The sequence below is a fragment of the uncultured Gimesia sp. genome (assembly GCF_937910335.1).
Taxonomy (GTDB): Bacteria; Planctomycetota; Planctomycetia; order Planctomycetales; family Planctomycetaceae; genus Gimesia.
Genome location: NZ_CALEMX010000419.1, coordinates 1 through 13,881, shown reverse-complemented (window position 1 = coordinate 13,881; position 13,881 = coordinate 1). Strand labels below are relative to the sequence as shown.

Here is a 13,881-nt window from a genome sequence, read left to right as displayed (position 1 = left end):
TTAGCACATAGAAAGTGCAATTGCAGGGCTGTCGTCCTCAAAGCAATGGTTTATGCTGATAATAGGGTCTCCGGTTCGGTTTGTTTAAGAGCTGTTCCATAATTTCAATAGTATGTGATTTATGTTCAAGGAGTAGGACAATGATTGCGACAATAAAAACGGCATTGAATGTGCAATCAATCTCAGAATTACTTAATGAGGTAAGTACCCTCCTGGAAACAGGCGAGGGATGTTGGAAAATCGAATACGGCAACCGCGTTCTGTTTCTGATTGTTGATGAAGAACATGATCGAATGCGCATGATGACACCCATTCTTAAAGAAGAAGATTTGGACGAAGATGATTTATGGGAAGTGATGGAGGCAAATTTCGATCGTTCGCTTGATGCGCGTTATGCGATTGGAGATGGGATACTCTGGTCTTTATTTTTGCACCCACTGACTGATTTAGGTCGAAACCTGTTTCTGGATGGCTTGGACCAGGTGGTCACACTGGCAAATAATTTTGGTGGTTCCTATTGTAGCAGTGATATCATATTCGGATCGGAATAAGTTCCGTCAGGAAACAGGCCTGCTATCAAAAGGAACAGGCACTATTGCTCTCGTCTTGATGTGGTGCAGTCAGTCATCCTGCTTATCAATGATCAAGGTGCATTCCGGTAGGCTGTCCAAAAATATTTGACCATAACGTTTTGTACGAACACGTGGATCAAGTATGACGACCTGCCCTTGATCACTGGCGGAACGAATTAGTCGACCGAATCCCTGTTTGAGTTTAATGATTGCTTCAGGAATCTGGTAATCCATAAACGGATTGCCGCCTCTACTGCGGATTGCCTCGACTCTGGCTTCCAAAAGTGGATGATCCGGCACACTAAAAGGTAGTTTGGTAATAATCACATTGGTTAGGGCATCACCGGGAACGTCGATCCCCTGCCAGAAACTATCGGTACCAAAAAGAACGCCCCGTGGATTGTTTCGAAACCGCTCGAGCATCAGAGATCTGGGGAGTCCTTCACCTTGCAGATACAATGCGAGGTTTTGCTCCTGCAGCCAACCACTAATCCGATCCGCACACTGTTTCATCATTTTGTAACTGGTAAACAAGGCAAAGGCATGTCCGTCCGTCTGTTCGATATATTGTTTTAACTTTTCCGCGACAGCGACTTCATACGCAGCGGGTGCATCGCCTGGATCTGGCATCGATTCCGGTAAGATTAGTCGAACCTGCTCCTGATAGTTAAATGGACTCCCCAGCTTTAACTCTTCACATTGAGTTAATCCCAATCGTGATCGTGTAAAGCTGAAATCCTGATTACCAACAGCCAGAGTAGCACTGGTGAGAATCACGGTGTCTGCCTGATTGAACAATTCTTCTCTCAAAACCGGACCGACATCTACCGGAGCATTTACCATTTTTACACGCTGATTTCGTCCGCGAGAAACTTCGACCCAGTAAACCGAATCTTCATCTGCCTGTTGAGTCAACCAACTGTTTAAAGCATCTCCCAATGCAGAACTGCGCTCGGCGGCTGCCTGCAATTCAATTTTTTCTTCCTCATTTTTGAGCGAAAACGCGTATTCTGAGATTTGCGCTGCCAACAGCTTCATTTCTTGAGTGATGGAATTGTCAATAGGAGGCCGTTGCCTGATCCGTCGATTGGAAAGCCCCTGACTGGCCTGCCATTCCAGTAAATGATCAAATAAATCTTCGACCATAAATCTGAGACGCGTCACGTGCTGCTGACAACCGACCAAATTGTGGTGCAGTAACAGTCCTTTTTGTGTTCTGTCATTATACAGTTTATTAAACAAGTAATCGAATTGACTGTTGGTGATCGATAGACCAAGATGATCGCCTGCAACCGCTTCGATGGTGTGTGCTTCATCCAGGATCACTGTGTCATAATCGGGAAGAATGCTGCTACCATCGCGGCGTAATGCCAGATCAGAAAAAAATAACGCATGATTCACAACAAGTACATCGGCGTTCCAGACGCGTCTGCGCGCACGATAATAAAAACATTCATTATGAGTCGAGCAACGTTTTCCCAGACAATTTCCGTGTTCACTCTGAATTTCATCCCAGATTTTTGGGATAGGTCGGAAATCCAAGTCGGAACGACTGCCGTCAGTGGTTTTATGGGACCACTGTACTATCTGATCGAGTTGGCTCAGCTCATCTTCACGAGAAAAGATACTGCCCGCTCGGTCGACAGCTCCTTTCAATCTACGCAGACTGATGTAATTCGAACGGCCTTTCACAAGAACTGCCGAAAACTCGATGGGCATTACCGCATTCAAAAAAGGAATGTCGCGAGTGATTAACTGTTCCTGCAGACTGATTGTATTTGTCGAAACGATCAGTCGTTTGCGATCTTTTCCAGAACGCGTTTCGTTTTGTTTACAGGTTGCTAATATTGCAGGAACTAAATAAGCGAAACTCTTGCCGACACCCGTTCCGGCCTCTACCAGCAGGTGATTTTTCTGCTCGATGGCTTGCGAAACTGCTTCCGCCATTTCCAGTTGCTCGGGACGATTTTCATATTTGTCCAGTCTCTGGGCTACCTTACCATCATTTCCGAGAATTGAAATTACATCTACAGTCAAAGTGGGCCTCGCCTCGTGAGTTGAAACAAACTGGAGCCCAACAAATCATTTGTCGGACTCTGATTGTATGACTTATTTTTTGCGTCGAAAACTGACGACGCAGATGTCGTCTGTTTGCAATGCATTCTGTCTGAAAGCATCAACATCAGACAGAATTCCTTTCACGAGCGGCTCGACCTCTTCCGGACCAGACTGAATAAATTTGACCAGCCTTTTCCGGTGATAAAGGTTATTTTCCTGGTCCATCGCTTCTGTCACTCCGTCCGTATAAAACACCAGCGTATCCCCTTTATCCAGCGGGAACGTTTCGACATGGAAAACCTGGTCTTTTAAAACTCCCAAAGGCATTCCTGACAGTTCCTGGGCGACCGACTCAACGGTTCCCTCTGCACTTTTTCGTAAAAGTGGAGCCATATGTCCGGCGTTGACCAACGAAACCGTATGTTTTTTTGGATCGAGGACTGCCATAATAAATGTGATAAATCTAAGCCCGACTCCACTGGAAGCAATTTCGGTATTTAACTTTGCCAGAGCTTTGTCTGCAGAAGCTTGGGACAGCACCTGATAGCGTGCCGACGCATAAAGACGCGCCATCAGAATTGCAGCCGGGACACCTTTGCCTGCCACATCACCTAAGGTGACTACAAGTTTTCCATTAGGAAGTTTAATATAGTCGAAATAATCACCGCCGACACTTTGAGCAGATTCATAGTAATCGAAGAACTCATATTCTTTGAATTTCGGACGGCTATGAGGTAGTAACCCCAATTGAATTTGATGCGCAAATTCCAAGTCGCGTTCGATATCCCGCTGTTTGACCAGTTCCTCATGCAACTTGGCATTTTCCAAAGCTAAACTTGACTGCTGTGCAATCGCAACCAGCACATCCAGATCATTCTTGTCAAACTGTTGACCGATATCGCGTGTCGCAATTTGAATCACTCCCAGAATGTCTCCTCCCTGGGAGACCAATGGTACACACATCATCGATCTAATTCTGAGTGAGCTAATGCTCTCACTCATTTTGAATCGATCATCCTCTACCGCGTCGGCACTCAGAATAGCAGCGCCACTCATGATCGTCTGGCGAACAATAGTGGTGCTGATTCGGATTGAATCTTCATCTTCCTTCCGGCGGGCCTTGGTAGCTTTGACAATCAGCTTTTTGCGTTCCGGGCTTTGCAGCATGATAAAACCCTGGTCTGCTTGTGCAAAAATCTTGAACAGGCCGTCCAGAATTCGAGGGAGAACTTCATCTAGTTTCAACGCACGGCTGAGGATCTGGCTGATTTCTAATACTGCGTGCAGTTTTACTTCCGGTTTCACACTAATGCGTAAATGGCTACTGGTATTCAAATCGAGTTGGCTGATAATTGAGGAACCATCCAACACACCATCATCTGAACTCTCGCCTATTGCTACTATATGAGATTCTTTTTTCAAAGACTGATTACTGACCTCTAATGTTTGCTGAATAGCCGAGTCAAGAAAATCAGGGGGACTCTCATAGTCCAGTAAAAACTGCATCTGAATATCACAAATACTGATCGTATCGTTTTCGTGCAACTCCGTGCGACCTTCGATCACGGTTCCATTTAAAAGTGTTCCGTTTCGACTGTGAAGATCTTCCAGATAATAAAAGCCATGACTTTCCAGAATCTGCGCGTGATAACGGCTGACCGCCACGTTATCAAGCACGATCTCACAATTGGGATGACGGCCCATAATTACCCGGTCGCCACTCAATTCAATAATCTGATCGGGAATCTTCCCTTTTAATATTTGTAAAATCGCCACGTGTGAGCCCGACTATACTTGGATGTGACTGATTAGCTGGAACTATTTCGTTATTAGTAAGATAACAGATCTGAATCAGTATTTCTGCTAATCCTTTAGAAACAATGTTTTAATTAAACCTGAGATGTTCGCTATTATAAGACGTTTCTCTTTGAAATGACATCATTCAAAGAAACAAGTCCATCAAAGATTCTGAAGATTATAAATAGGACTGAATTTTATATAGTTTCGCTAAGTATCATTAGTTTAAGTTTCTCTCTTCTTCTCCAGAAATATCCAAGAGTCTGCCGATATATTCTTCGTTATCGATCTTCAGAGATATTTGATTAACTCTGAGAGCCCGAACAACATAATCGATCATTTCTGTATCAAGATCTCTTATATGATCGCGTATATGATCCCGTATACGCGATTCCCAGATATCCTGCGATATCGACGCATCCCCGTTCAAATTTTCGAGTGCCATCAGACCAGCATAACCATTCACCACAAACTCTGACTGCCCGGTATTAACTAGTTCCTGAAAAATAGACTTCGCATCCTCATATCGTTCTGGTCTGGTCAATAACAACCCCAAACGGATTTGTGCCCGGGGTTTAGTAACTTTATTTTCAGGATAATTGACAATAACAGCCTTCCAGGCATCTTCGTTTTTTTTCATTCGCAATGCGAGAAAATATTGCGCCATCGCAGTTTCCTCACGTGGTATTACAGTTCCATTAGAAGCTCCATTTATCGGTTCAATAATGGGTGCTTCCAAAGGATCTCCAGGACGATTGACCCATCCCACAGCAGCAGCCACGCCACCTAAACAAATTGAAACCAGCAGAAAGGAAACGAGTTGTTTCCGGAGCATTTGATTACCTTGAAACGGAATTTGCGATCTCCAAGTTCGCAATTCGTTAGCAGATACCTGTTCTGGAATTTTTTTGATTTCCTGGATCAGTTCCTTCGCATCAGCAGGCCTTTTGCCTGGATCTTTCTCCATCATACGATGGATTAAATCGCAAAGTTCCTTTGGCAGATCTGGTCGATGGTTTTTGAGAGGAGCTGGTGGCTCATTCAGATGTTTGACTGCAATCGAAAGCGCAGTTTCCCCGTGAAAAGGAGGCCGCCCTGAAACCAAATGATAACAGGTTACACCCAATGAATAGATGTCACTACGCTGATCGAGTGCTTTACCATTCACTTGTTCTGGACTCATATATAAGGGGGTCCCCATTGTTGTACCCACTTGAGTCAGATCGACACGCTCGTCTGACTGCGCAATTTGTGCCAGTCCAAAATCTGCTACCTTTACCTGTTTTCGGGATGTGATCATGATATTCTCCGGTTTGATATCCCGATGAACGATCCCTTTTTCGGCAGCTGCGTTTAAAGCAGCAGTCACCTGGCGCATGATCCTTAGAATCAGAGCACAATCTGGAGGTGCAAAACGTGAGAGATGTTCTCTCAGATTGATACCTCGCACATATTCCTGTGCGATATAGTGTGTCCCGTTGAATTCCCCCGTCATATAAACTTGAACGATGTTGGGATGCGTCAGACCTGCTGCCGCCTTTGCCTCACGCTCAAAACGCTTAAGATGTGTTTCATCGCTCAGCAATTCGTTATGCATCACTTTGATCGCAGCTTCTCGTTTGAGAGAGACCTGTTCGGCCAGATAAACGGTTGCCATCCCTCCCTGACCTAACTTCCTCAAAATTTTGAAATCATCTAACTGAGTACCAATCAGATTGACAGATTCGGCCTGTTGGCTTGACTGAGCTGTACTGTCCGCTTTGTAAATTGTTTCCTGAGCGGAATCGACAATCTCATATTCAGTATTCTCTTGTGTACGACGCGACCCTCCCCTCTTGGTTGGGGGTGGCGAGGAACTTTCACCGGTCGTTCCAGCCGAGACCTTGCTGATATTTTTCTGCGGTTTTTCAGATGGCATAAGTCGTTGTCTGGCAATCTCGTAAGTCTATTACTGCCTGCTACAAGGAAGCGCATATTCTCTATAATAGAGGTGATACCCTGTCAGGTATAGAGAAAGTTTTCATTTGTACAAAAAAACTGGTTCTCAAATAGATATTCTGATTGTATTCGCGTAATTATTCACATTTTGTGGTCTGCAAGACGATTCAAGATATCGGCGCCCTGTTCCAGAATCGAATTTTCCTGTGCATAGGAAATACGAAAATGAGTGTCACAACTACTGAACACATTGCCGGGTATAATAAGCAAATTGTTCCTGATGGCTTCAGTACAGAATTCAGTACCCGTTCCCCAAGGTGTTTTGAGAAACATGTAGAATGCTCCCTGTGCGCCGGATATTTCAAATTTGTCTGCTAAACGGTTCCGCATTAAATCTCGTTTTTGACGGTATTCTTCCACTCGATCTGAGACATCACAATCCAATGCAGCCAGCCCCGCCCATTGCATTGGATGCGGTGCGCAGACAAACGTGTATTGCTGCAGCTTAATCATCTGCTGAATCACACTCTGGGGACCATGTACAAAACCCAGGCGATGCCCCGTCATGGAGTGAGATTTGCTGAAGCCATCAATCACAATTACATTTTCGTTGAACGCAGCTGGACTAACGAATGGCTGGTCATAACAAAAAGCGCGATAAATCTCATCGCTGACTAATGCAATATTTTTTTCTGCCGCCAACTCTGCCAGGGCACGGGTTTCTGCTTCGCTCGCGACATAACCAGTGGGATTACTGGGACTGTTAAATAGAATTAACTTCGTGCGATCAGTAATCGCGTTACGGACTTTTTCAATATCAATTGAGAAATTCGGATAAGTTTCTACAAAAACTAAATTGCCCCCTACGACCTTCGCAAGGTGTGAATACATGACAAAGAATGGATCAAAGACGATCACTTCATCGCCAGGATTGATGAGTGCATTTAATACCAGCATCAATGCACCACTGGTACCACTGGATATAAAGACTTGACGGTCGTCATGATGATACTCGGTATCGACTCGAGACTGAATTTTTTCAATTAAAGGAGCGATTCCCTGAGTTTGACTATATGCATTTTTGCCATCACGAACAGCCTGACATAACGCATCTTTGATGACGTCAGGTGTATCAAAGTGGGGTTGACCGATACTTAGATTGATCGGATTTTTCATATTCGCTGCCAGATCAAATACTTTACGAATTCCTGATGCATCAATCAGGTGCATTCGATCGGAAATCCATTCTTCACTCATATTCTTATTCTTCTTTTCTTAAAAGGATGTCTTAAACGAATCGACCTTAACGATCTGACATTATTATATCCCTGCCCCAGCAGACGAGAAGGAATGAGAGGATTGGTTTTATGGAATGTATTTAGATAAAAAATAAAGACCCGCATAAATCCGCGCGTCTAATAGACAACCTCTTTTGACCGCCGCTTCTAACCACGGATCGATTTCAGCAAAGCGAACCGCGTGTACGGTAATATTCTCTGATTCATCGCCTCCACCTTCTGAAACTTTTTCCAAATCCAACGCAAGAAAGAAATGGACGGATTCATCTGTCAAACCGGCTGAAGAGACAGTTGAACCTAGTGAAATTGTTGTCCGGGCCTGATAGCCAGTTTCTTCTTCGAGTTCTCGTAAAGCGGCAGTCTCGAGTGCTTCCTCTTCCTGCCCTGCAATATCTCCTGCCAATCCAGCGGGAAATTCAATCACGGATGCATTTACCGGAGGACGAAACTGTTCCACGAGAATCACGCGCGCATCAGTCGTGAGTGGAAACAGGCAGACAACCCCTGTGCTATAGATGTGTTGTACGAATTCCCAGCGACCACGCTTGATCAATTTTAAAAAGCGGGTTTCTGCAATCGTTTCATCTGACTCCTGATCTTTGTAGCTCACGAATTTCTCTCTATTGTATGTAACTATCTGTGTAATTTAGCGACTTCTCAAACAATGTTTCTTAGGAAGAACTGTTTCATTCACTTGATTATCGATTGAACTGGCGAATCAGATCATTAAGAATAGATCTTTGATCTTAATCCTCTCATTTATCATTTTCGATCTAAAGGCACTTTTTTTGATGCTCAACTTGCCCTTCAGGTTCACTCGAATATTCTTGAAGTGTCACTCTTCTTCTATTGTATTTCTAATTGTAGGAACAGTGATTTGTTTTTTCTATAGTTTTGAACTGAAAGGAAAAACGAATTCATCGCAGATTGAAATAAAACAGTTTCCAATCCAGAAAAAATGGGGTACGATCTCTGCTTTACCTTTGGGACTGAAGTTGGAAATTAAACAGTTAGGACCAAAAGAAAAGGTTCTGATTCCGCGGATGAATAATCGTGTTAAAACGCTTTATCTTGCTCATGATCCCCAAAAAAAACCTCTGACTCTGAAATCAGGCATTGAAGAATGGGAAATACAACTTCCTCCGAAAACACCATCCATACCAACCTCAGTGATTGTCGAATTTAAAGAACACCCATACTTGCCGCTCAAACCGAAAGTGATTCGGGAAGATCAAAACCAGCAATTGATTCTGGAGGCCAAAGACGCCATCGTCCATGGGAAACTGTTGCGTTACGAACCGCAGCCACATAAAAACACGGTTGGCTATTGGGCCAATGAGAATGACTGGTGCGAATGGAAATTGAATGCAAAAACATCGGGTGTATTTGATGTCTATCTTTTACAAGGATGCGGCAAGGGACAGGGAGGCAGTAAAGTCAATCTCTCGGTAAATGATCAAATACTGAAATTTATAGTAGAAGATACGAGTCATTTTCAGAATTTCAAAGAACGTCATCTCGGAATGTTGACGATCAACAAAGCGGGAGTGCAGTCGTTAAAACTGAAACCGCAGCAAAAAGCCCAGAAAGCCGTGATGGACGTGCGACAAATACTACTCGTCAGACAATAATAGGCTTCAACGTGAACAGAACTGATTTCCCAGCATTGCCTCAGGTTACAGGAAATATTTATGAAACAACTTGCCACTTTACTTTTATCGGTTCTAGTATTGAACAATATCAGCGCCGCCGCTGATTCGATTGTCGATACGTCTTCACCTCTGGAAACCATTGCCACTGAATTTGAATTGGCAGATGGTCCCGCCTGGGATGGTGGCGGAAATCTCTATTTCCCAGATGTAAAAGGAGGAAAACTGTATCGCTATACTCCCAAAACAGGCAAAGTGCAGGTTTTTCTGAACGATGCCGGACGCATCAGCGCCAGTTTTTTCAGTCACGGAAAATTATTTCTCTCTGACAATGGTGCCAGTCAAATCAGTGTTCTAAATGGAAAAAAGAAAACACCAATCGCAGGTCAACCAGCAGATGCCAAGCCTCCACGCAGACCCAATGACCTGGTTGTTGATCAACAGGGTGGAATCTATTACACGCTCACCGGACAGGGAGAGGTCATCTGGATTTCTCCAGAGGGCAAACAAAATGTTGCCGTCAATGATATTAAAACTCCGAACGGCCTGATTCTTTCTCCCGATGGTAAAACGCTATATGTAGCAGCCTATGTTCCAAAAGAAATCTGGGCTTATACCGTTACCGGACCAGGAACAGTCGAAAAAGGTCGTCTGTTTGCCAAAATGGATGACGGCCCTGATAAGGGCGCTGATGGAATGACAGTCGACCGTGCAGGCAATGTTTATTGCGCAGGGCCAGCGGATATCTGGATCTGGAATCCGGAAGGTAAATTACTGGCAAAAATCAAAACGCCTACGCGTCCGATTAACTGCGTCTTTGGAGATCAAGACATGCGTTCGTTATACATCACCGGTTTTGGCGGATTATACCGTCAGCGGATGAAAGCGTACGGATGTGTTCCAGAACTACCGCTTTCTGTCACAAGTACGAATTCGAAACGTCCCCCAATTTCGGTACCCAAAACAGTATCCCCCCATTTGAATGTTGTCTATGGCCAAACAGGAGCTCGCAAATTGCTGGCTGATACTTTCATTCCCAATACGGGCAAAGGCCCCTTTCCTGCAATAGTGGTAGTACACGGCGGAGGCTGGCTGAATGGTGACAAAGCAAAATTTCGTGCATTAGCGATTGCCCTGTGCCAACGTGGTTATGTCACGATGGCAATTGGTTATCGTTTGGGACATGAAGCAAAATTCCCCGCCGGGATACAAGACTGTAATGCTGCCGTTCGTTTCCTGCGGGGAAAAGCAAAACAGTTTCACGTTGACCCTCAACATATCGGTGCTGTGGGTGGCTCAGCCGGTGGCCATCTGGTGGGACTGATGGCGGCTGCACCGCATGCAGATAAGTTGCAGGGTGATGCAGGAAATCAAGACCAGTCATCAGTACTTCAAGCAGCAATCGTCATGGCCGGCCCGATGCAAATGGCTTCCGGTTCCGTGGCAGAACGGTCGCGAACGAATCCCAAAAAATCTAATTCCAATCAATGGCTGGGAAAAACCATTGTTGAAGATCCAGAATTATATCAGCTCAGTGATGCGTACCTGCATCTTAACAAACAGACGCCACCACTCTTATTCATGACTGGTGAATTTGATCATCCCGAACGAAATGCCCCTTCACGAGCAAAACTGAAATCTCTGGGGGTCACGACAGGCATTAAAGTTTATCCGAATGGTAAACATGGCTGCTGGAATCAACTGCCCTGGTTCAATGATATGGTGAAAGACATGGATCTTTTTTTTCTGGACCATTTGAAGTAAACAAGAATCATGGGGATGTTAGAGGATAAATACTTTTTATTTGTTTTCTTCATCCTCATCATCGAATTCATAGTCGTCTTCTTCAAAACCAAAATCATCATCTTCAAATTCACTACTGATTTCACTATCACTGAATTCATCGGATTCGCCAAAATCAAGATCATCTCCTGAAGCCAGCTCACCCTCTTCTTCAGTATCAAATTCGTCAACGCCAAATTCATCCGAAAGTTCTGCTGCCGAATCAGGTACCAGATCATCATCCACATCTGCTGAATCAGCTTCCTCTTGATCCTTGGCTTTACTTTTTTCTTTTTTCTTCGAATCCCCTTTGGGACCAAAAATTAAAGCGCCGATGGGCATGATGGTCAGAACCGCGCTCAGCAACAATGTTAAACCCGCAACACCCAGTAGTGTGGTTGACATCGCTTCTGCATGATTCAGAAAAGCCATTACTAACAGGTAGGTCAAAAAGCCAGCTGGTATAGCGGCTACAAGTGACATCAAAGGAAGTTGTAGTTTTGACACAATTGTTTTCCTGAAAAAGGCTCAAATTCATTCAATGTATGATAGATTATTTTCCGACACACCCTGGGATCTGGATAACTGCTACCCTATCGTAAAGCGACGTGGTGCGGATTTTCAAGCCTGGATTTTAAAATCGTCTCTTTAAATATAGAGTCCTGTTTAAGAGCATCGGTTGTTTGCTGGGATTGCTAGTGCAGATACCTTGCTTTTTATCGGCTCAACTGGACTAATAATTACAAGAGTCATAACCCGTCAGACACCCTATACTTAGAGGATCAGATGATTGAATCGAACTGGGATGAGTTAAATCAACTGATTGTGGGATGTCAGAAGTGCGAACGTTTGCTGAACCATTGCCAGAAGATTGCAGAGCAAAAACGAAAGTCTTTTCAAGATTGGGAGTACTGGGGAAAACCCGTTCCCAATTTTGGAGATCCACAGGCAGAACTGCTTATTGTCGGCTTGGCTCCAGCAGCCCACGGTGCCAATCGAACCGGCAGAATGTTCACTGGGGATCGCAGCGGAGATTGGCTGTATCGCGCCTTACATAAAGCCGGCTTTGCCAATCAACCGAAGGCAGAGAACTGTTCAGATGGATTACAGCTACGAAATTGTGCCATCACAGCAGCCTGTCATTGTGCACCACCGGCTAATAAACCGAGCCGCGAAGAAATTGAAAACTGTCATGACTGGCTGGAACAGACCGTGGAGTTGTTGCCAGTGAAAGTCTTCCTGGCCTTAGGGCAAATTGGCTGGAAATCGGTAATCGATTTCAAAAAACGCCAGGGAGAACTGGTCAGCAAACGACCACCTTTCGTGCACGGCGCTACGTTTCAGTTCCCCAATGGACATTGGCTGGTGGGCAGTTATCATCCCAGTCAGCAGAATACGTTTACAGGAAGATTAACAGAGCCCATGTTTGATTCTGTTTTTGAATTGGTCAAATCAAAGTTGACAACAAAAAAGTAGAATGTTGAGACCGTCGATTCAGCATTTTTAATCAATGCTCACAACGCGATGAAAGTGCAACTCTACTTCGCGGGCTATGACTCGACGGACTCCTTCTACGAGACATTCAGGCTCATGCAGGGTTTCGCCGATTCGTTTGATCTCTTTTAATGAACTACCAGGTGAAACAGTAAACGCATTCTGGTGTATGATCTGATTGCCGGCATCGAGTTCAGGAATGATGAAGTGTATCGTTGCGCCAAAGGTCAGCATATGATGGCTGAAAGCATCTTCATACGGTTGAAAGCCGGGATAAGAAGGCAACAGGCCATGATGCAGGTTGATGATTCTACCTCCGGCAAAGCTCCAGCAAATTCGAGGAGGCAGAACTCGCATATAACGGGCAAGCAGTACATAATCAACATCATAAGAATCGAAGAGTTTAACCATTTCTTTGTTATTCGGATTCCCACGTTCATCACCGATGTTATGAAAGTCCAGATGATGTTTCTCGGCCAAAGACTGACAGCGGTCACGGTTTCCAATAATCACTGCAGGCTCTGCTTGAATCACTCCGTCATCGATAGCGTTCAACACGGCCTCAGCAGGTTCAGAGCGATAGGTCGTACAAATAGCAATACGAGGCGGTCGGTCTTCTTCATCCCGCGCCCAGACACGTAGCGTTAGCCCCTTCTGAGTACCGATCTGCATGATCCGTTCTCTGAGTATAGAAACTGGTTCAACCTCAGTTGGCCAATCAATCCGCATGAACATGGCAAACAGACGTTCTGAGTCATGGTCATACATTTGAATTTCATGAATGTTCGCCCCCAGGCCAGTCACATAATGCACAATGGGATCTGCTAATCCACGATTGTCAGGACCGACGGCTGTTATGGTGACTTGCATATCTTCAAACGCTTTCGTGATTTAATGACAGTCCCTTATCTGACGGCACGATATTCATTCTTTCACTCAAAGATATCATATCCCTGAGATGAACGCCGACCTTCTTTCACGAGAAAGACCGTTTCCAGACTCTGCTGAATGAATCCTATTCAATGTAAGTATATGTAGGATTTTGTAAACAGGAAATGTTAAGCAGTGTTTCAAATTCTTTACAAATGCTCTGAAGCAACTCCCTTTCCCTCACCAGAATGAACAGACGATGCTTGTGTTAAACTGGAACAATAAAAGGCGTTAGTGAAAGATTGATAGCCCTGTGCATTGTAAGGTTTATAAAGATTACTCCTTCGGCACGGTCTGTGCGATCCTCTTAACCGGGATTTCCCATATGGGTTGAGCCTGGAACAGATCCAGACTCGCAACCTT

At 44.6% G+C, this 13,881-nt stretch carries 11 protein-coding genes; 4 read left to right on the top strand and 7 right to left on the bottom strand.

Features of this window, described 5'->3' with window-relative positions; genetic code table 11:
* The first annotated feature begins 140 nt into the window (after positions 1 to 140).
* Complete coding sequence (locus tag Q0668_RS16535) at positions 141 to 551, top strand: hypothetical protein (protein WP_298866623.1); 411 nt, start codon at positions 141 to 143, stop codon at positions 549 to 551.
* Between the two features lie 69 nt (positions 552 to 620).
* On the opposite strand, the gene Q0668_RS16530 is transcribed toward Q0668_RS16535, so the two are convergent.
* The 5 genes from Q0668_RS16530 to Q0668_RS16510 form a co-directional block, all read right to left on the bottom strand.
* Positions 621 to 2,609 carry a helicase C-terminal domain-containing protein gene (locus Q0668_RS16530; RefSeq protein ID WP_298866621.1) on the bottom strand — a complete coding sequence of 663 codons (1,989 nt, stop codon included), beginning with the start codon at positions 2,607 to 2,609 and terminating at the stop codon, positions 621 to 623.
* A 72-nt stretch (positions 2,610 to 2,681) separates the two neighbouring features.
* Positions 2,682 to 4,406, bottom strand: a complete 1,725-nt coding sequence (locus Q0668_RS16525; RefSeq protein ID WP_298866619.1) for a SpoIIE family protein phosphatase — start codon at positions 4,404 to 4,406, stop codon at positions 2,682 to 2,684.
* A gap of 241 nt (positions 4,407 to 4,647) precedes the next feature.
* Positions 4,648 to 6,345, bottom strand: coding sequence for a serine/threonine-protein kinase (locus Q0668_RS16520; protein WP_298866617.1), 1,698 nt, complete (start codon positions 6,343 to 6,345; stop codon positions 4,648 to 4,650).
* A 161-nt stretch (positions 6,346 to 6,506) separates the two neighbouring features.
* Complete coding sequence (locus Q0668_RS16515; RefSeq protein WP_298866616.1) at positions 6,507 to 7,622, bottom strand: pyridoxal phosphate-dependent aminotransferase; 1,116 nt, start codon at positions 7,620 to 7,622, stop codon at positions 6,507 to 6,509.
* A 108-nt stretch (positions 7,623 to 7,730) separates the two neighbouring features.
* Positions 7,731 to 8,273, bottom strand: a complete 543-nt coding sequence (locus tag Q0668_RS16510) for an NUDIX hydrolase (protein ID WP_298866615.1) — start codon at positions 8,271 to 8,273, stop codon at positions 7,731 to 7,733.
* 262 nt (positions 8,274 to 8,535) lie between these two features.
* Between Q0668_RS16510 and Q0668_RS16505 the strand changes: the two genes are divergently transcribed.
* Both Q0668_RS16505 and Q0668_RS16500 read left to right on the top strand, forming a co-directional pair.
* A complete protein-coding gene (locus Q0668_RS16505; RefSeq protein ID WP_298866614.1) occupies positions 8,536 to 9,294 on the top strand; it encodes a hypothetical protein in 759 nt (252 codons plus the stop codon).
* 60 nt (positions 9,295 to 9,354) lie between these two features.
* Positions 9,355 to 11,076 carry an SMP-30/gluconolactonase/LRE family protein gene (locus tag Q0668_RS16500; protein ID WP_298866613.1) on the top strand — a complete coding sequence of 574 codons (1,722 nt, stop codon included), beginning with the start codon at positions 9,355 to 9,357 and terminating at the stop codon, positions 11,074 to 11,076.
* A 36-nt stretch (positions 11,077 to 11,112) separates the two neighbouring features.
* On the opposite strand, the gene Q0668_RS16495 is transcribed toward Q0668_RS16500, so the two are convergent.
* A complete protein-coding gene (locus tag Q0668_RS16495; RefSeq protein ID WP_298866612.1) occupies positions 11,113 to 11,601 on the bottom strand; it encodes a hypothetical protein in 489 nt (162 codons plus the stop codon).
* A gap of 279 nt (positions 11,602 to 11,880) precedes the next feature.
* On the opposite strand from Q0668_RS16495, the gene Q0668_RS16490 reads away from it, so the two are divergent.
* Positions 11,881 to 12,570: a uracil-DNA glycosylase gene (locus Q0668_RS16490; RefSeq protein ID WP_298866610.1), complete on the top strand. Its 690-nt coding sequence runs from the start codon at positions 11,881 to 11,883 to the stop codon at positions 12,568 to 12,570.
* A gap of 27 nt (positions 12,571 to 12,597) precedes the next feature.
* Here Q0668_RS16490 and Q0668_RS16485 read toward each other — a convergent pair whose 3' ends face one another.
* A complete protein-coding gene (locus Q0668_RS16485; RefSeq protein WP_298866608.1) occupies positions 12,598 to 13,458 on the bottom strand; it encodes a formyltransferase family protein in 861 nt (286 codons plus the stop codon).
* Between the last annotated feature and the right edge of the window lie 423 nt (positions 13,459 to 13,881).

Coding starts and splice junctions, on each gene's coding strand:
- Q0668_RS16535 (WP_298866623.1), top strand. CDS start 141: ATGATTGCGACAATAAAAACGGCATTGAATGTGCAATCAATCTCAGAA.
- Q0668_RS16520 (WP_298866617.1), bottom strand. CDS start 6,345: ATGCCATCTGAAAAACCGCAGAAAAATATCAGCAAGGTCTCGGCTGGA.
- Q0668_RS16515 (WP_298866616.1), bottom strand. CDS start 7,622: ATGAGTGAAGAATGGATTTCCGATCGAATGCACCTGATTGATGCATCA.
- Q0668_RS16500 (WP_298866613.1), top strand. CDS start 9,355: ATGAAACAACTTGCCACTTTACTTTTATCGGTTCTAGTATTGAACAAT.
- Q0668_RS16490 (WP_298866610.1), top strand. CDS start 11,881: ATGATTGAATCGAACTGGGATGAGTTAAATCAACTGATTGTGGGATGT.
- Q0668_RS16485 (WP_298866608.1), bottom strand. CDS start 13,458: ATGCAAGTCACCATAACAGCCGTCGGTCCTGACAATCGTGGATTAGCA.